General features: G+C 59.0%; 15 protein-coding genes and 5 pseudogenes. 13 read left to right on the top strand and 7 right to left on the bottom strand.

Annotated elements, in window-relative coordinates; translation table 11 throughout:
• Positions 1–179 precede the first annotated feature (179 nt).
• Positions 180–1,037, bottom strand: a complete 858-nt coding sequence (locus QA644_RS13295) for a glycoside hydrolase family 16 protein (protein ID WP_283068903.1) — start codon at positions 1,035–1,037, stop codon at positions 180–182.
• A gap of 142 nt (positions 1,038–1,179) precedes the next feature.
• Between QA644_RS13295 and QA644_RS13290 the strand changes: the two genes are divergently transcribed.
• From QA644_RS13290 to QA644_RS13270, 5 genes and pseudogenes are all read left to right on the top strand, one after another.
• A complete protein-coding gene (locus QA644_RS13290; protein ID WP_283072381.1) occupies positions 1,180–2,613 on the top strand; it encodes a hypothetical protein in 1,434 nt (477 codons plus the stop codon).
• Positions 2,610–3,863 carry a polysaccharide pyruvyl transferase family protein gene (locus QA644_RS13285; RefSeq protein WP_283068902.1) on the top strand — a complete coding sequence of 418 codons (1,254 nt, stop codon included), beginning with the start codon at positions 2,610–2,612 and terminating at the stop codon, positions 3,861–3,863. The genes QA644_RS13290 and QA644_RS13285 overlap by 4 nt, the downstream gene beginning before the upstream one ends.
• A 249-nt stretch (positions 3,864–4,112) precedes the next feature.
• Positions 4,113–4,820 (top strand): Crp/Fnr family transcriptional regulator, encoded by a 708-nt coding sequence (locus QA644_RS13280; RefSeq protein ID WP_283068901.1) that lies wholly within the window; start codon positions 4,113–4,115, stop codon positions 4,818–4,820.
• Between the two features lie 384 nt (positions 4,821–5,204).
• Positions 5,205–5,972, top strand: a complete 768-nt coding sequence (locus QA644_RS13275) for a response regulator transcription factor (RefSeq protein WP_194727711.1) — start codon at positions 5,205–5,207, stop codon at positions 5,970–5,972.
• A 780-nt stretch (positions 5,973–6,752) separates the two neighbouring features.
• Positions 6,753–7,568 (top strand): annotated as a pseudogene (locus tag QA644_RS13270) (IS5 family transposase); the annotation flags it as partial.
• 30 nt (positions 7,569–7,598) lie between these two features.
• Here the strand turns inward: QA644_RS13270 and QA644_RS13265 are convergent.
• From QA644_RS13265 to QA644_RS13255, 3 genes and pseudogenes are all read right to left on the bottom strand, one after another.
• Positions 7,599–7,781 (bottom strand): annotated as a pseudogene (locus QA644_RS13265) (IS630 family transposase); the annotation flags it as partial.
• Between the two features lie 99 nt (positions 7,782–7,880).
• Complete coding sequence (locus tag QA644_RS13260; protein WP_283068900.1) at positions 7,881–9,131, bottom strand: glycosyltransferase family 4 protein; 1,251 nt, start codon at positions 9,129–9,131, stop codon at positions 7,881–7,883.
• Between the two features lie 413 nt (positions 9,132–9,544).
• Positions 9,545–9,872 (bottom strand): annotated as a pseudogene (locus QA644_RS13255) (transposase); the annotation flags it as partial.
• Between the two features lie 27 nt (positions 9,873–9,899).
• Here QA644_RS13255 and QA644_RS13250 point away from each other — a divergent pair.
• Together QA644_RS13250 and QA644_RS13245 are read left to right on the top strand one after the other, a co-directional pair.
• Positions 9,900–10,040 (top strand): annotated as a pseudogene (locus QA644_RS13250) (IS110 family transposase); the annotation flags it as partial.
• Between the two features lie 369 nt (positions 10,041–10,409).
• Positions 10,410–10,942: pseudogene (locus QA644_RS13245) on the top strand (Tn3 family transposase); the annotation flags it as partial.
• A 39-nt stretch (positions 10,943–10,981) separates the two neighbouring features.
• Here the strand turns inward: QA644_RS13245 and QA644_RS13240 are convergent.
• Both QA644_RS13240 and QA644_RS13235 read right to left on the bottom strand, forming a co-directional pair.
• Complete coding sequence (locus tag QA644_RS13240; protein ID WP_349254117.1) at positions 10,982–12,394, bottom strand: efflux transporter outer membrane subunit; 1,413 nt, start codon at positions 12,392–12,394, stop codon at positions 10,982–10,984.
• 592 nt (positions 12,395–12,986) lie between these two features.
• On the bottom strand, positions 12,987–13,511 hold the full coding sequence (locus QA644_RS13235; protein ID WP_283068899.1) for a DUF6428 family protein: 525 nt from the start codon (positions 13,509–13,511) through the stop codon (positions 12,987–12,989).
• A gap of 42 nt (positions 13,512–13,553) precedes the next feature.
• Between QA644_RS13235 and QA644_RS13230 the strand changes: the two genes are divergently transcribed.
• Genes QA644_RS13230 through arsK form a run of 6 tightly spaced genes read left to right on the top strand, consistent with a single transcriptional unit; the run spans position 13,554 to position 17,474 of the window.
• Positions 13,554–13,910: a metalloregulator ArsR/SmtB family transcription factor gene (locus QA644_RS13230; protein ID WP_092588827.1), complete on the top strand. Its 357-nt coding sequence runs from the start codon at positions 13,554–13,556 to the stop codon at positions 13,908–13,910.
• The gene (locus tag QA644_RS13225) at positions 13,907–14,437 is read left to right on the top strand and encodes an arsenate reductase ArsC (RefSeq protein ID WP_283068895.1); all 531 of its coding nucleotides are present in this window, start codon (positions 13,907–13,909) and stop codon (positions 14,435–14,437) included. Before QA644_RS13230 ends, QA644_RS13225 begins: the two co-directional genes overlap by 4 nt.
• A gap of 5 nt (positions 14,438–14,442) precedes the next feature.
• Entirely contained in the window at positions 14,443–15,132 is a 690-nt protein-coding gene (locus QA644_RS13220) for an MIP/aquaporin family protein (RefSeq protein ID WP_237361705.1), read from the top strand.
• Positions 15,129–15,551 (top strand): arsenate reductase (glutaredoxin), encoded by a 423-nt coding sequence (gene arsC / locus QA644_RS13215; RefSeq protein WP_283068894.1) that lies wholly within the window; start codon positions 15,129–15,131, stop codon positions 15,549–15,551. The genes QA644_RS13220 and arsC overlap by 4 nt, the downstream gene beginning before the upstream one ends.
• Entirely contained in the window at positions 15,526–16,251 is a 726-nt protein-coding gene (gene arsH / locus QA644_RS13210; RefSeq protein ID WP_283068893.1) for an arsenical resistance protein ArsH, read from the top strand. The genes arsC and arsH overlap by 26 nt, the downstream gene beginning before the upstream one ends.
• Positions 16,248–17,474 (top strand): arsenite efflux MFS transporter ArsK, encoded by a 1,227-nt coding sequence (arsK, locus tag QA644_RS13205; RefSeq protein WP_283068892.1) that lies wholly within the window; start codon positions 16,248–16,250, stop codon positions 17,472–17,474. The genes arsH and arsK overlap by 4 nt, the downstream gene beginning before the upstream one ends.
• A gap of 29 nt (positions 17,475–17,503) precedes the next feature.
• Here arsK and QA644_RS13200 read toward each other — a convergent pair whose 3' ends face one another.
• Complete coding sequence (locus QA644_RS13200) at positions 17,504–18,010, bottom strand: hypothetical protein (RefSeq protein WP_283068890.1); 507 nt, start codon at positions 18,008–18,010, stop codon at positions 17,504–17,506.
• Positions 18,011–18,046: the final 36 nt, after the last annotated feature.

Below are 18,046 nucleotides of genomic sequence, written 5' to 3'. Positions count from 1 at the left end.
TTGATCATTGGGATGACAGCAAGTGCACGAAAGTCTTAGAGGGCCGGTTTTCCCATACCCTGTCCCATGTGGCAGGCGCCCGCGCACCTCTGCTAACGCCTTGTGATACATGCGTGTTTTTAAAGTGCGGATGGATAATTGATCGGATGCGAGGGTGAGCCTGCGGTCCATGCGGAGCGTCACCTGACGCTATAAGCCCGGACGTAATCCACGAACATATGCGAAGGATCGGGAACGTTCATTTCGCCAGCGTCTTTCGCCAGTCCCAGATTGACAAGGATATACATCGGCTGGCGGTGCTCCGGCTGGGTTTTAGTTTTCCAGACCAGCTTCTCGTCGAAATACATGCGGATGAATTCGGAATCTATTTTCACGCCATATGTATGAAAGTCGGTGGGCCTTGCGTCGCGGAACACCTCGATGCGCGAGAAATCCGAATAATGCCCGCCACCGCGGTGCCAGACATGGACGGTCGAAGAATATCCTTCCGGTTTGTCTCCGTAGAATTCAAGAACATCGATCTCGGCGGTCGATTTCGACCTATCCTTGCCAATCAGCCAGAAAGCTGGCCACACGCCAGGCCCGATGGGCAGCTGGGCGCGCGTCTCGAAATATCCGTAGCACTGCGAAAAGCCAATTCCCTTGGGGTCAACGGAGGCAAGCAGCCCGGAACGCCAATCGCCCTGGGCGTTGCGGGCCGCCTCGATGCGCAGAACGCCGTCGGTGACGACAAACGGAAAACCGAGTTCGGGATTGGCAAAACGGGCGCCGCCGAAATCGCCGGACCACGGCGTATGAGCGATCCAGCGGGTTCCAGGGCCCCAGGCCGACACGCTGAGATCGTCGAAGTTGTCTTCGAAAGTGAGCTTCATCTCCTCGGTATCGATTTGATCGCCGGTGTCGCCGGGCACGCAGTCTTCGGCATTTGCCAGGCCGGCGCACAGAAGCGCGGCAGCGATCACGATGCCCAGCCGGCGGCCAGACGATCGCGGCCAGCCTGTACGACGAAGACAGGTTTTGAGCGTAAACGTTCTCATGCCGCGGACCGTACTGACGCGCACTTTCGCGGGAAAGGGCCCAATTCGACCGAAGGACTACCGCAAAGGGCTTAAGGCGGACGTAAATACAAGCCGCTTCGGCGCATGATAGCTTTCTGTTGAGGAAAACTGGGTGCGGTGGATGCGGGTCGAATTCATTGGGCTGATGACCATTGTGCTGGGGGCAATTCTGGTGTTCGCCCCGGTCAGGCATTCTTTCACATGGATGATGCTGTCGACTGCATTCGGCGCGGCGGCGGCCATTGCGCTGCCCGGAATGGGCGGAGCGTCAATCCTGGTGCCCAACCTCTTTCTGCTGTTTTTCGTTCTACGCATCTTCATGGCATTCGGCGAGGGACAGATCTTCGCTGCAGTCTCTCCGTCGCGCGCTGGATTCATCCTGTTGGTATTGACGGTCTTCGGACTGTTTACGGCATTGTTCTTTCCGCGGTTGTTTCAAGGAATGACGGAAACCATGATCGTCGAGCGGTCGGTCGGCCTGCGAAACATAATCTCGCTCGTGCCGCTGCGTGCCTCGTCGAGCAATATAACGCAGACCGTCTATGCCGTGGGCGGCCTGGTGGCGTTCGCCAGCACCTTTGCCTTCTTTAGGCGCGCAGGCGCGCATGACGATCTCATCAAAGCCGTGTTGGTCACCGCGACGGTGACATTGAGCTTCGCACTGGCCGATATCGTCACCTATTTCACGCGGACCGAATATTTGCTCGGGTTTGTCAGGACGGCAAACTACGCGCTGCTGACCGCTGCCGAAAAGGGCGGGCTGAAGAGGATTTCGGGGACTTTTCCGGAAGCATCGGCATTTGCTGGCTATACGCTGGTGCTGTTTGCCATCATCGCCAGCCTCTGGCTCGAAGGCGTCCGTGGCCGGGCAATCGGCCCTTTGACGTGGCTTCTGTTCATCGCATTGCTCTTTTCGACATCGGCGACGGGGCTTATCGGTCTGGCGATTATTGTTCCGGTCCTTTTCTTGCGGTCGTTTTTCCGGTCGCCCGCTGACCGATCTCGCCAGCCGGCGCTCTTTATTGCCGGCTCGCTCGCGGCGGCCCCGCTCATCGTGTTTCTTGTCCTGGCGACGCTGCCCGGACTTTCGGCAGGCGTTGCCGGCTTCTTCGACGAGATGCTGTTTTCGAAAGCCGACAGCCAGTCGGGACAAGAGCGTGCGGACTGGAATGCCGTTGCCTACAAGACGTTCCGCGACACGTTAGGTTTCGGTGCGGGGCTGGGCAGTGCACGGGCTTCCAGCTTCGTGCTGGTGCTGCTGTCCAATATGGGGGTGCTCGGCGCGTTTTTGTTCGCGCTGTTCATATGGTCCGTACTGTCGTTGAAGCCGCCCATTGGGTCGTCGCAGTTGAATGAATGCGGTGCGGCGATACGCGCCGCGAAAATGGGGATCCTGGCGGTGCTGGTCACGGCTTCCATATCCGCAACTGTCTATGATCTCGGGCTGATGATCTACATTCTTGCCGGGGCCACGACCGCCCTGGCTGCGCCCTATCCGCTCCGCGCGAGGGCCTCTGCCTCTAGTACCATGAGCTTACTGGAGAGGCGGTCATGAGCAGCATGCCCTTCAAGATCGTCGTCTTCAACGTCAAGTACAGCGAGAACCTTGGCGACGGCATATTGGCTCTGTGCATCGAGCACGGCCTTTCGCAAACGGGCGGCGGCATCGAGGTGGAGACTGTCGATCTTGCCGGTCGTCCCGGGTTCGGCGGTGCAAATAGCAGCCGGCGCCGGCATCTGCTCAAGCTGCTTCAAAGGTTGCCAAAGCCTGCGCGGCGGCTGGCTGTCGGGTTCGTCGTCCGGCGAGCGCTCCGGCGGCTGCGTGGGGAATGGGAACGGAAGATTGCCGCGGCGGATGCAGTCGTCATCGGAGGCGGCAATCTGTTCCAGGACGACGACCTGAATTTCCCGTTAAAGATCGGAACAGTTCTGGATTGCGTTCGGCGCTTCGACCGCCCGCTTGGGATTTATGCTGTCGGCGTAAGCTCCGATTGGTCAGAGCCAGCCAGGCGACTGTTCGCCCGCATCGGCGGCGTGCGGCTGCTGCACGTCTCGGTGCGCGACAGGTTTGCTTACGATAGCTGGCGCCGTCATTTTCCGGCCGGTCCAGTTCCGGACATCATCCCTGATCCGGGGCTCCTGATCGCCCAGATAGCCGATACGACGCGCGTACCGAGCGCGGGAAAGACGGTCGCCATCTGCGTCACGGAACCGGTCGTGCTCACGCGGCATGCCAGCCAGACGGGCCCGATACCGCTTGGGGATGCGGCTGGGTACCGCAAGCTAGTAAACGCGCTGATCGAGGACGGATTCAGCGTCATGCTGTTCTGCAACGGCGCCACGGAAGATCACATTTTCGCGAGGACGATCGTGAACGAAGGCTCGATGGTACGTCATCTTACCTCAGGCGTACTCCATCTTGCCGATCGGCCCGCGGACGTAGGGCAGTTGCTGCGGCTGCTGAATGCCGCAGATGCCATCGTTTCCCATCGCCTCCACGCCTGCATCGCCGCCTATTCCTTGCGCATTGCGCATGTCGGACTTAGCTGGGATAAAAAGGTCGAGGGCTTCTTCCGCTCCGTCGGGCGCGAAGCCTATTTTGTGGATGAAGAGCATGTGACGAGCGAAATTCCTGCTCTTCTAAAAGCCGCGCTCGCCCAAGGTATTGATGAGGAAAGATATAATCTCACGATGGACTGTGCGGAAACGGGAATGCGGCGCTTGCGATTTGCGCTGCGGCCAGGCCTGATCAGCGAATATCCGATGTCGGACGACGTGCGAGGCATTGCGGCCGGCCCCCGTTGAATTCCGCATTGAAAGACCAGATGTTCCCCTGGCTTGCCGATCACAGCGGAGCGTTGTTTCCCGTCGCCCGCAAAAGATTCAATGTATGCGCGTAAAGTCCTGCGGCAGGCTGCAACACCGCGCTCCCAAGCAACTTAAGCAATATGGAGTAAGCGACACGGCAAAAGACGCATGATATTGTGTATTTTCCAACCTTAAGATTATACTTTTGTTCAGTCAAAGCGGATGTTCGCTTACGGGGTTTGGGGAATGGTAACACTGACCACCGCGGAATATGAGCTTTCGGCAAGTCGTCATCTCAAGCGTCGCGAATTTGCGGGGGGAGCGTACCGCGGTTACCAAGCTGGCGAAACGATCTTCGAGGTCGGAAATCGCCGGGCCCGCATCTTCTATCTGATCAGCGGCTGGATAATATCCTGGAAGCTGCTTCCAAATGGCACACGCATGGTGTCCGATTTTTCGCTTCCCGGCGATATCGTGTGGACTGCTTCGGCGGAATTGTCGCGCGAGACGATGCAGGCGCTCTCCAACATCCGCATCTACGAACTGCCGGCGCTCGGCGATCGAAAGCCCGAGAGCGCTTCGAACGACCTGCACCGCGCGCTGCTCCTGGAGATGGTGCGCCGTCAAGCCCGGCTGACCGAAAGGATGGCGAATATCGGGCGCCGCGATGCTCTTGCCCGGACGGCGCATCTTCTTCTCGAGCTGGCCGTCCGGCTGGGTGTCTTCCAGCACGAGTTGGCGGATGGTTTTGAATGTCCGCTGACACAGGCCGAAATCGGTGATGCCGTCGGTCTTTCGACCGTCCATATCAATCGCGTCCTGAAAGATATGCGGCTCAGCGGCCTGCTTGTATTCAAAAGTGGCGTCGTCGAATTCCTGGACAGGAAGAAACTCGAGGAACTGGTCGATTTCGACCCAAGCTACCTGGCGCCGCCGGCGGAGCGCCGGCTGTAAATTCCTGAAATACTTCCAGGTGTTTTGGGGGCTATTCGAAAGAAGAGCCGACAGGGCACCTCTGTGGATAATTCTATAAAATATGAGGATTATTCACAATATTCGTAGCTCTTTGTGGCTAAAGTGATTAGGGCCAATGTTGTTGCCCAGTAAGAAATAAGTTTTAGATGTGATCTTTTATGAGTAGTGGTTAACATATGTTAATGCCGACATTTATAATTAATGCAAGTTTAATGTTGGGCGTTTGGATTTCATACGACTGTAAAAGTACTTTAGATCAGGCCCTAAAGTTTGATCTAATCGTATGATTTGCAAGTAAAGCGTATGTATTTCAAATTGGTCTCTAGTTTTGGCTGCCAATTTTGTTGAGAGTAGGAGTCGGCTATGAACGGGCAACAAATAACCAGCGAAAATACTGGTATCGCAAGGACAACCCGCCTCATTTCCTTGAAGGCGAGGGATCCGGTACGGAGTCTGTCGTCAGCGAATATCGTCACGACGGAAGAGCATGCGGAGTATCTGCTGCTGATCGATTCGCGGGCGCTTGACCGGGAGTGCCTGTCACGCAGCCTTCGCGAGTATCAACCGGCCTTGAACATCATTTCCGCCAATTCGCTGGAGGACTGGCAGAACCAGCATATCCAGCATGATCCCGCCGTCATCCTTTTGATGATCGGCGGAAAGAAGATCACGGATGCCGATGTGGGCCAAGCGATCGCGAAATTGACCGAGAAGTTCAAATCCAGCCCTGTCGTCGTGGGGGCGGAAAGCGACGAACTTTCGCAAATCCTCAAAGCGCTGGAATACGGCGCCCGAGGCTACATACCCACCACTGTCAGTATTGGCGTTGCTGCAGAAGCGATCGGCCTGGCCCAGGCCGGGGGAATTTTCATTCCCGCGAGCAGCATTCTTGCTGCGAGGCACGTGATCAGTGCTGTCAGCAACGGCATGAACTGCACCGATGAACTCTTCACGCCGCGTGAAGCGGTCGTGGCAGAAGCCTTGCTGCGCGGCAAGGCCAACAAGATCATCGCGTATGAAATGAAGCTTTGCGAAAGTACGGTAAAGGTTCACATCCGCAACATCATGAAAAAGCTGAATGCCACCAACCGGACGGAGGTTGCCTACAAGATCAGGGATTTCATGCATTGATCATGCGTGGTTGGTGCTGAACTCCTCGAACTGCTGTGAAGGGCTTCGCATGCTTTCGCGGGCAGGGCCGTCTCGAGTGCCACCTGGGTCAGGGGTGGAATGCGCGGTTCGCCTCGAAGGAGCCGTGTTCCGATGCTTGGTGGCCGAGAAGGAAGAGGATCTGAGTATCCCCGGCGCCCCTACAAGCGGGGACGCTGTTATTCTGTATAAGACTGAAGACTGCTCGATATTCTTGGGGGCCGAAAAAAGCCGGGCTCGCTTCAGCAATGAAGCGAGCCCTTCCGCAAGGAGCTTTTCGCGGTCATTAGCCCGCGAGTATTAGCTGCCGCATTTGGAATTGGCTCTACTCGGTACTGCCCCCGATCCCGACGCAAGGATGCCATACTACTGCACGAAATCAACTAATCCCTTTGGGTGATAGCCGAGCGGGCGGGTTCCTGTCTTCTTCCGGCACAGGAAGCGCGTTCGCGCGATCGTCATAGCGCGTATCGGGGCGTAGGGCAGGCTCATCCATTTGTAGAAATGTTCAAGACCGGGAAATCGTGGTCTGATGCTTGAGAGCGGTATCATCCTTGCGAGACCGTCTCATTACTCCTCCGATGAAGGGAGAAGGGCTCGTCAATAGGCAGAACGGGTCCTTTTTCCTTGACCGCGAGCGGTCGCGCCGCATTTCATTTCATCGTGCTTTTCGTCCACCTGTAAGAGCCTGACCGAAAAAGAATTGAGTGAAATCAGTCATTTGTGATTCTGTTTGTTTGCTTAGGACGAACGGAGACCACAATGGGTTAGACTGATTTCACCCGTCGGCAATATGCCCGACGCGCCGCTATGCAAGCGACCTGACGGACCGGGAATGGGGATTGATCTCGCCTTTCCTGCCTGGGCCAAGGCGTTTGGGCAGGCCGCGCAGCACCGATCTTCGGGAGATCGTGAACGCACTGCTTTACATTGCTTCCAGGGCTGCCAGTGGCGGATGCTGCCCAAGGATTTTCCGCCGTTTACGACAGTTCAGGCCTATTTCTACGAATGGCGAGCAACTGGGTTATGGGGACGGATCAACCATCATCTTGTGATGGCGGCGCGCGAGCTTGAAGGCCGTCAAGCCTCGCCGTCTGCTGGCGTGATCGACAGCCAGAGCGTGAAAACCACCGAAAGCGGAGGTATTGCGGGCTATGATGCGGGCAGGAAGATCAAGGGTCGCAGGCGTCATATCGTCGTCGACACGCTCGGATTGATGGTCGGCCTCATGGTGCACAGCGCCGATATTCAGGACCGCGACGGCGCGGATGCCGTTCTCAAAACCATTCTCAAGCGTTGGCCTTGGCTCCGGCATATCTTCGCCGATGGCGGTTATGCCGGACCGAAGCTGAGGGGCGCGCTGCAAAAAATGGCTACGTTCACTCTCCAGATCGTCAAACGCACCGACAAGGCCAAGGGCTTCGAAGTCCTTCGCGTCGCTGGGTCGTGGAGCGCACCTTCGCATGGCTTGGAAGATGCCGAAGATTGGTCAAGGATTGGGAGAAATCCATCGCTTCCGCAGAAGCGTGGATCATCATCGCCCACATCCGCGTCCTAATCCGACGCCTCGCAAGATATTATGTTATTGACGTCTTTTCGAGTCAGTCTCTAGGGCTTCGGGTGCTCGTTATGGCGTTCGATGAAGCTTCGGATGTCAGCTTCGAGCGGCATTGTCGAAGTGTGGACGCCGCGACAGAGCTGCTCGCGGGTCAGTTCCGCAAACCAGCGTTCGACCTGATTGATCCATGACGCCGAGGTTGGGGAGAAGAGCACGTGGTAGCGCGGCCGTCTATACCCGACCGAGTTTTGGTAAGCAGATCGTCGACTTTGTGATCGACCTAACGAGTAGGGCCGAAAAACCGTTTTGTCTTAGTGGCCACCCCACCGCTATCAGGGGCGGGCAAGTACAACACTTTTCACAGTTTCCGCCACCATTTCGTTAAAGCAAGAAATTGAATAATTATCGCCGTAATATTTCAACGTCATGATTTCTTGTGATGACCGAAAATCATGATCGCATAGCAATTTAACAGCACCGTCCGCGAGCTTTTCTGCATCGTCACTTTTGACAACAACGTCATTTAAAATTGGCTCATCAGCCAGCCCATCAAATGCATGAGACGTCCCAACAGGAACACGTCCGTAGGCCAACGCTTCCAAAACCTTGATCTTAGTTCCACCGCCCCAAGTAATCGGCGCCACAACCGCTGCCGCCTGTTCATATTCAGGTGTCAAATCATCAATGAACCCGAGAAGATCCAGGTTTTTTCGGCGTTTCCAAACTTTGGACAAATCATCAGAGACACGCCCTGCGATACGAAGTCTAGCCTCTGGAACCTTCCTCAGAATTAGAGGCCAAGAATTCTCTATAAACCACGACATACCATCTGAGTTCTGTGCCTTGGACCACTGACCAACTGCGAATAAAATACGAGATTTCGCGTCAGATTGAGAAAGCCGAACAATCTCACCTCCATCATTCGATAGCGGAAGATTAGGCAATGTTGTTGCAATAATCTTTGATATAAGCGCCGTATCCGTCTCCGAAGCGAGAAAAACGTGGTCAGCACGCTCTAGTATCCGTTGACCCAGATACTCTGCTCCTCCGTGCATACGATGCAGATATGCCCTTACAAGGATATTATACCATGGAACCACATTGAGCTGCGTGGTCACGCGACTGGGTTCCCAATCATCGGCATCAACTATTAGGGGGATGTTGTCGACATCAAGTAAGCCGGAAACGGCCGTCGGGCGACTCAACCTAGCCACCACAAGATCGTACTTTTTGGAGGCAACTAGGTCTTCGATCGCTTTACGCGCGCCAATGTCTACCCGCAGCCCTGCCGCAGCGAGCTTTCTGCCCCATATCATTCCTAACCCGCGAAGTGCCTTATCGGCATGTGCATAGATTTTTCCTTGGCCTCCGATTTTAACAGATTGCTCCAACATCAACGAACCATCAGCGAAGAGCGGAGATAGTTCATGTGAGATGTCATGATCTGCCCCTCTGTAATTTAGGTAAAAGATACCGACCGACCCTATTTTTTTCAGCGCATCGATAAGCAGTCTTGATCTAATGCCACCTCCAGTGCGATCAATCGGAAATGGAGGAAATGACGTTATAAAAAGAATTCTCATGTATGCGACCACCTTTAGGGGAATTACCCTGTGCGCTTTCCAACCACATATTGTCATAGCTATTTAAAGAATAGCCAGAGATTGCAGATTAGAAACGCGACACCATAATGTCGATATATACTCAAAGATCAAGATTGATATTTAATTCTGTACGCAAATGGTAGCGCCAATCGGGTGGAGCTGGCCGGGTTTGCACAGCCAGATTGGCGGCGGGGCCTCTCATCGTGCTGAATATACTTTAGATCCCATCAGGAGTGAACAGCGGCCGGCGCTCTGGCAGAGTGAGGCTGTATTAAAGCACTCGCTCGGAAGGAGTAGGTTATGGAAACCACACCCGTTCAATCAGAAATGCAGACCTGTCCGCACTGATCTTGGCGCATATGTGGACGGCCCCCTCCTTGCAAGAGTAGCCATGCTAGGCTGACCGCATCGCGCCGGTTCGTCTTCACCCGATCACCAGAACGCTTTGGTATCATGGACGGTGCGACCACCACACAGTCGTGACCCATCCCGGTAAGCTAACGGTAAAGCTCGTAACCTGTCGGTCCGGCCTCATAGCAGAAGTGGAGGACAGCTCCTCGTTTCGCCAATTTTTCCACGATGTTCGTCACCGCGTTCGGATCCGAGGCTACGTCCCCATAAAACCTTACTTCACCGCCCCGCGCACCGTCAGCGACGGCCACAGAAATCTTCAAATTTCGAGACGTCCAAACCGACAAAAAGCCTGCTATGCTGATCCATTGGTTCACCCTCGCTAAGCTTGGGGCACTGCTCGCGTTCAAGCGCGGTGAGGCGCGTGTATGCGCAATGGTCAAAGCGCCAAGCCCAGAGGACGAAGATCGGCGTCGCATTTGCCGGGAACGCAAAGTGTTGATTGCGGAACGGGTAAGGCATGTCAATCGCGTCAGGGTCTGCTCTTCGCCCAGGGCGCCGTCCTGGACGGACAAACGATCCCCCGCGCCTGCACACCTATCAGACGACACAGTCACGGCGCAGGCCGCTGCGAGGGCGTTTTCTGGCGGCGAACGGATCGGCAGGAGGTTCGCCGGATCGTCATGGCCGCGCGCCGCTGCGAGCTGGCCACACGGCAGCCAGGCGCACGCAGCGGCGCACTCGGCTTATTGCCATCGAACTCCTGGAGCTGTTCGCCAACCTGGTGGACTTTCGTACGGGGCGCCTGGAACCGTCCCTGGACACGATCATGCGGATGCTGAAGCGGTCGCGGGACGCCATGACAAGCGGATTTACGCCCCCGCTCCTGATCACGTGCCGCCTGCTCTTCAGCTGCTGATCGGCGGGCGGATCAACATTCAGCTGATCCGTGAAAATTGACCCGATATTCTGAGGCTCGCTGCCAGTATGGCCCGTGGAACCGTCGTGCCGAGTCAAATCCTTCGGAAACTCGCCGCCTATCCACGTCAAACAGCCTGGCGCTGGCTCTCAGAGAAGTTGTCCGTCTGGAGCGCTCGATATTCACGCTCGATTGGCTGAGGTACATTGATTTGCAGCGCCGGGCTCAGATCGGGCTGAACAAGGGGGAAGCCCACCATACCCTCAAGCGAGCTGTCAGTTTCAACCGGCGTGGAGAAATCCGAGACCGTTCGTCCGAGGGACCGCAACACCGCTTTGCCGGGCTCAATCTGCTCACTGCCATCATCATTTATTGGAACTCATGGAAGCTCGTCGAAATCGTCTCCGACCAAATTGCCCGCGGTGAGCAGGTCGATCTGGTTCTATTGCCTCACGTCTCGCCGCTCGGATGGGAGCATATTACACTAACCGGGGAATATCGGTGGTCGCCCTTAAGGTAGTAAATCGCCCCCTCCCGCAAACAACCCCCTTTGGCTTTTTCAGCTCTTTGTGGGGCCTTTTGCCACGGTGGCGGAGACAGAATTGACCTTGCCGCCCGGGGCATAGCCGCCGCCGATGGCGACGTTGAGGGAGACGTAGTCCTTGGCCATCTGCTGCACGGCCGCCGCCAGGCTCGCCTGGGCCAGCGACACCTGGCGCTGGGCGTCGAGCACGTCGAGCAGCGAGGAGGCGCCGTCCTTGTAGCTTGCCGTCGACAGTTCCAGCGATTCCTGCGTCGTCTTGACCTGGGCGCGCAGCGCTTCCACCGTCTGGGCGTCGCGGCGCACCGCCGACAGCGCGTTCTCCACCTCCTCGACGGCGTTGAGCACCGCTGCCTTCCAGGCGAGATAGGCGGTATTGGCGTCCGACTTGGCAATGTCGACATTGGCGCGCAGGCGGCCGCCGTCGAAGATCGGCAGGTTGAGCGTCGGGCCGAAGGACCAGGTGGTCAGGCCGCCGCCGCGGCCACCGGCCGGGTTGACCCAGGTCGGCGAGATCGAGCCGGACAGCGCGATCGACGGATAAAGCTGCGATTGGGCAACGCCGATATTGGCGGTCGCCGCTGCCAGATTGCGCTCGGCCACGCGGATGTCGGGACGGTTGCGGATCAGGTCGGCCGGGATGCCGGAGATGATGCCGGCACGGTAGACCGGCTGGGCGGCGCCCCTCTGCAGTTCGGCCATCAGCGAGGAGGCCGGCAGGCCGAGCAGCGTGGCGATGTGATGCGCCGAGACGCGGAAGTTGGTTTCCAGACCGGGGATTTCGGCCTGCGTCGACTGCACCAGGCCCTCGGCCTGGACGACGTCGAGCCTGGAGGCGGCCCCGGCTTCCAGCTGGAACTTGGTGAGGTCGTAGGTCTCCCGGCGCGATTGCAGGTTGGCCTTCGACAGCGCAATGCGCTCCTGGAAGAAGCGGGCGTCGATATAGGTCGAGACGAGATCCTGCAGGAAGGCAAGCCGGGCCACGTCGGCGCTGGCATAGGCCGAATCGAGCGAGGCAAGCGCGCTTTCCTTGGAGCGGCGGTACTGGCCGAAGAGATCGAGCAGCCAGGAGACATTGGCCTCGCCGCCAGTGGTGTTGGTAGCACCCACCCGGGTGCGCTCCGAGCCCATCTGGCCCGACACCGTGTGCGAGGCGCCGACCACCAGGCTCGGCAGCGAACCGGCCCCGGCGACCGTCACATTCGAGGACGCCGAATTGATGCGCTCCATCGCCTGCAGCACGTCGAGGTTCTGGTCGATGCCGCGCGCCACCAGGCTGTCGAGCTGCCTGTCGCGATAGGCCGACCACCAGGCCACCGTCGCAACATCACCGATATTCTTGGTGCTGCCCTCACCGAATTTCGCCGGCAGCGGCATCTCCGGAGGCGTGTGGTCCGGTCCGCTCACGCAGCCCGCCAGCAAAGACGCGATTACAAAATACGCTGCGCTACGAGCTAGTGTTGTTCGCCCCCTCAACCTGCCGACCTCCTTGGTTTTGCCAAAAGTACGCTAGACGTGGTTAATGAAGCGTTGCATTCGCGCGTTCGGTCGACCTGCTGCCGGAATGCGACGATGCGGAGGGCTTGGTCTGGGGCCGGGGCAACCATTTAAAGCTCACGTCTCGCGGGCACACCCGCCGACGGGGTGCGGGGAGAGGCCGGCACAAAAACCGGTGGACGGAAACGAAAAGCGTCGTTCGGGTCAGCGCTCGTTGGCGCCTGGAGGCAGGACGAGGCATTGGCGCAAGGCATCAGGCGAGAGGTCTTGCCCGCCATCCTGGCTGCTTGAGGACGGGAGCTTTGCCGCCAGGAATCCTGCGCCGGCCCGGGTGGCGGTTCAAAGATCGGATATATGGTGACGCCCACAGCAAGGCTGACGGAAAAGCACGCTACAATGTAAAACAGCACAAACCTCATGGAACGTATAACGGCAGTGTCCCGACGACATATCAACCTGCCCAATATGATTAGGAAGGGCCGGAGATAACTGTCGCTGATGTGGGCCGTTGGCTTTTCAGTGCCTTTTAAGCGCAGCAGGTATCTTTGCCATGCGTGGGCCTGCAGCAGGCTTCAGTCTTTCGTGTTTCCTCTTTGAGCCAGCGGTCGCGCGGCTTGCAGCTTGCCGGGCGAGGCGCAAGTTCAACGTGCACCATGCCGCCCAGCAAGGCCGGCATGGCCGCGCAATAAAGCTGTATTGGCCGCACGCCGTCGCTGACTTCGAATGTCAGCCTTGCAGAACCGTCGAGCTTCACATGCTCGGTCACCTTGCGGATGATTGCATAGAATTTTCCAGCCGGCATATGCGTGCGGTCGTCCTCTTCGATGTCCCATAGCTGGATGAAAATCTCTCGCCATGCTTCCGGGTTGGCGCCGCAGTCGAGCGCTGCGAACTCACCGGCCTTGACTTCGGTGACGTGGTAGCCCGGTTTCACCGGCCGGCCGTCGTAATGGAAAACCAAGGGCAAATGCTTGGCGCCTGCCAGGAAGTCGAGAAGCAGGCCGAGGCTGATGTCGCGGTCCTGCATTTTGCTGTTGTCGATCGCGTTCATTTGCATTAATCCTAATTTCAATGATTCAAGGATTATTGAAATATGGATCAACGTCAAGCCCTGAGCGCCTTCGCCGCGCTCGCCCAGGAAACCCGCCTGCAGATCGTCCGCGTGCTGGTGGTCGCGGGTCCAGACGGAATGGCCGCCGGCATGGTTGCGGAGAAGACGGCTGTCTCGCCGTCGAATGTCTCCTTCCATCTCAAGGAGCTCGAACGATCCGGCCTCATCAGCCAGAAGCGCGAATCCCGCTCGATCATCTACACCGCGAACTATAATGCGCTGGGCGGTCTGATCCGCTTCCTGATGGAGGACTGCTGCGCCGGGAACCCTGAAATCTGCGCACCTGTGGCGGCGGTCGCCGCATGCTGCGCGCCTAAAGTGGAGGAGAAACTGCAATGACTGCCGACCGTCTCTACCATGTGCTGTTCCTGTGCACCGGCAATTCCGCCCGCTCGATCCTGGCGGAGTCCATTCTCAACGCCGAAGGCAAGGGGCGCTTCCGGGCGTTTTCGGCAGGGAGCCAACCCAAGGGTAAGGTCAATCCCTATGCGCTGAAGGAGCTGCAGGCGCTGGGCTATCCTTCGACCGGCTTCAGCTCGAAGAGCTGGGACGTGTTTGCCGAGGCGGGTGCGCCGGAAATGGATTTCATCTTCACGGTCTGCGACAGCGCCGCGGGCGAAGCCTGCCCTGTCTGGATCGGCCATCCGATGACTGCCCACTGGGGCGTCGAGGATCCGGCCGCTGTCGAGGGCAGCGAAGTCGAGAAGGGCCGGGCTTTCGCGCAGGCCGCACGGTTCCTGAAGAACCGGATCATGGCTTTCCTGAGCCTGCCTTTGTCGTCGATCGACAAGCTCGCTCTGGAGCAGCACCTGCGCCAGATCGGCGCCATGGAAGGTTCGACGAGCAATCCGGTGAAGGCAGGATAACGATGATGTTCGATCTGCCGCGCCGCCTGGTGTCCGAGGGCCTCGGCACAGCACTTCTCGTCGCGACCGTGGTCGGGTCGGGCATCATGGCGACATCGCTGACGCAGGATGTAGGACTGGCGCTGCTCGGCAACACGCTGGCGACCGGCGCCATCCTGGTGGTGCTGATCACTATCCTCGCGCCGGTTTCCGGAGCTCATTTCAATCCGGCGGTCTCGCTGGTCTTCGCGATATCGCGGTCGCTGCCGAAACGCGATTTCCTCTGCTACGTCCTGGCGCAGGTTGCTGGCGGCGCCATCGGGACGATTGCGGCCCATCTGATGTTCGATCTTCCGCTCGTCCAGCTGTCGACAAAGGTGCGCACCGGCGGGGCGCAATGGTTTTCCGAAGGTGTCGCGACCTTCGGCTTGGTGGCGGTGATCCTCGCCGGGATCCGCTTCGAGCAGAAGGCGGTGCCATGGTTGGTGGGGCTTTATATCACGGCCGCCTACTGGTTCACCGCTTCGACTTCCTTCGCCAATCCGGCCGTTGCCTTCGCCCGCTCGCTGACCGACACCTTTTCCGGCATCCGTCCGGTCGATCTTCCGGGCTTCTGGGTCGCCGAAATCGCCGGCGCGGTCGTGGCGCTCTTTCTTTTCACCTGGTTGCTGCAGCCGGGTGCATCGTCAACCCTCTCACCTGAGGCAAAGCTATGAAAGCCACCATCTATCACAACCCAGATTGCGGCACGTCGCGCAACACGCTGGCGATGATCCGCAATGCCGGGATCGAGCCGACGGTCATCGAGTATCTGCAAACTCCGCCGTCGCGCTCGGAGCTAGTCAAGATGATCGCCGACGCCGGCCTGACGGTGCGCCAGGCCATCCGCGAGAAGGGTACGCCCTATGCGGAGTTCGGGCTCGATGACGCGGCCCTGACCGACGATCAGCTTCTCGATGCGATGCTGAAAGATCCGATCCTCATCAACCGGCCCTTCGTCGTGACGCCGCTCGGCACGCGGCTGGCGCGGCCATCCGAGGCGGTTCTTGATATCCTGCCGGAGCCCCATAAGGGCGCCTTCGCCAAGGAAGACGGCGAACAGGTTCTCGATGCGGAAGGCAGGCGCATTGTCTGATCTGCCGGCAGCCTCCCGCGAACATCTGCGGCCGCTCGATCTGGCAGCGCTGCGGCCGCCATTCTCGAAGCACAAGCCCCGTATCCTGATCCTCTACGGTTCGCTACGCACGGTCTCCTATAGCAGGCTGCTCGCCCATGAGGCGGCGCGCCTGCTCGAGCACTTCGGCTGCGAGGCGCGGATATTCAATCCGGAGGGATTGCCGCTTCCTGATGCGGAGCCGGTGAGCCATCCGAAGGTCCAGGAACTGCGCGATCTCTCGCAGTGGTCGGAAGGGCAGGTATGGGTTTCGCCCGAACGCCATGGCGCCATGACCGGCATCATGAAGGCGCAGATCGACTGGATTCCGCTTTCGGTTGGCTCGGTGCGGCCAACGCAGGGCAAGACGCTCGCCGTCATGCAGGTGTCGGGCGGCTCGCAGTCTTTCAACGCCGTTGGGCAAATGCGCATGCTTGGCCGCTGGATGCGCATGATCACGATTCCGAACCAGTCGTCAGTCGCCAAGGCTTTTCAGGAGTTCGACGCGGACGGCCGCATGAGATCCTCGTCTTATTACGACCGGGTGGTTGACGTCTGCGAGGAATTGGTGAAATTCACGTGGCTTACCCGCGACGCTTCCGCCTATCTCACCGATCGCTACAGCGAGCGCAAGGAAGAGGCCGATAAGCTCGAACAGCGCGTGAGCCTGAAATCCATATGACCGAACCTCCGCCGATTGCTGCCATTATCGCCCTTGGCATCACGCAGATCATCGGCTACGGCACGCTCTATTACAGCTTCAGCATCCTCGCCCCCGATATGTCGCGGGATCTCGGATGGCCGTCCGAGGCTGTCTTCGGCGCATTGTCCGCGGCTCTCCTGATCGGCGGCCTTATGGCACCTGCGCTCGGCAAATGGATCGACCGCTTCGGCGCCGGACGGATCATGACGGCGGGATCGGCGATCGCGGCGGCGGCACTTGTCGCCTGCGCGCTGGCGCCCGGCAGGATTTCCTTCGTGGCGGCGCTGATCGGCATCGAGGCGGCGTCGAACCTCGTTCAATATGGCGCGGCCTTCGCGCTGCTCGTGCAGATCCGGCCGCAGGCGGCACAACGGAGCATCACCTACCTGACGCTCATCGGCGGGTTTGCCTCGACGATCTTCTGGCCGATCACGACGATGCTGCACGCTGAGATGTCGTGGCAGCAGGTCTATCTGGTATTCGCGGGCCTCAACCTCATCATCTGCCTGCCTATCCATGCCGTGCTCTCGCGGCAGATGCGCCGAAACCGGGAGCGAAGCGGCAAAGCCTCGCCGGCGAGACGCGTGGAAGGAACGCTTGCCGCATCGGCGCGCAGGATGGGTTTCGTTCTGATGGCGCTTTCCTTCTCCCTCCAGTCGCTGGTGAGCTCGGCCATCCTCGTCCATATGGTGCCGCTGCTTTCCGGCCTCGGGCTCGGCGCGACAGCGGCGCTGGTCGGGACGTTCTTCGGCCCCTCGCAGGTTCTCAGCAGGTTGACGAACATGCTCTTCGGCGTGAACCTGCCGCCGCTCAAGCTTGCCATCATCGCGGCCACGCTTATGTCGGCAGCGGTATTGCTGCTCATCCCGACCGCGCCTTCCGTTGCCGGCGCCATCGCATTCGCAGTTGTCTTCGGCCTGGGAAACGGCCTTTTCAGCATCGTCACCGGAACGCTTCCGCTGTTGCTCTTCGGAAGCGACGGCTATGGAAAGATGCAGGGCCGGGTGATGGCGGCGCGCCTGATCGTGTCGGCGGTCGCACCCTTTGCGCTGGCCTACCTGATCGGGAGCATCGGCGTCGTCTGGTCGCTGGCGTTGACATCGGCGGCAGGCGTCCTTGCCGTGCTGGTTCTGGTGGCCATCGGGCAACTCGCCAGGAACGGCTCGGCCCCGGAAGCGGCCGCGACGCAGACGAGCAACTGACGAAACCGGCTGGACAGACTTGCGGAAGTTCACTGACGCATAAGATCGATGTTGCTGGTGACGACCGACCCTCCGGTCGCATGGTCGCGATCGACCGTGCGCAGGCGCAAGCCATCCGCCCCGACCTTCTCGATGGTCATGGTGGCGTTCCGGTCGCCGTTCACGGGGCGGGCCCAGCGTACGGAAAGATTGATGGCGTTTCCGCGGCGGCCTCCAGAAAGCGCAGACGGCAGGCCCATCGGTCCGACATAGGTCCCGGTATAGCGCCCGCCGCTGACCCTCAGATTTGCCGAAACGGCCCGGCGCACGACGACAAAGCCCCGGCAGCTGCCGTTCATGGAGAAGTTGGCTCGGCCCGCCGTCGTTGCGAAGCTGCACCGCACGTTGACCGGATCGCTGCCGATCCGCATCAGCACCTGGCCTGCGCCTTGCCAGTTTCCGGCAAGCGACTGGAGGAAATTGGCTTCCTGAGCGGCTGCCGCAAGCGGCTGGGAGCCGGCGAGTGCGAGGGAGAGCAAGCAAAGGGCGCGGCGCATGGCGGTGACCTCGTGAACGGATATTGCCGAACGTCT

Origin of the sequence: Rhizobium sp. CC1099 (assembly GCF_029714385.1) — a bacterium.
Lineage (GTDB): Bacteria > Pseudomonadota > Alphaproteobacteria > Rhizobiales > Rhizobiaceae > Rhizobium.
The sequence above is the reverse complement of the archived record's forward strand: the minus strand, read 5'-3'. Positions and strand labels throughout refer to the sequence as shown.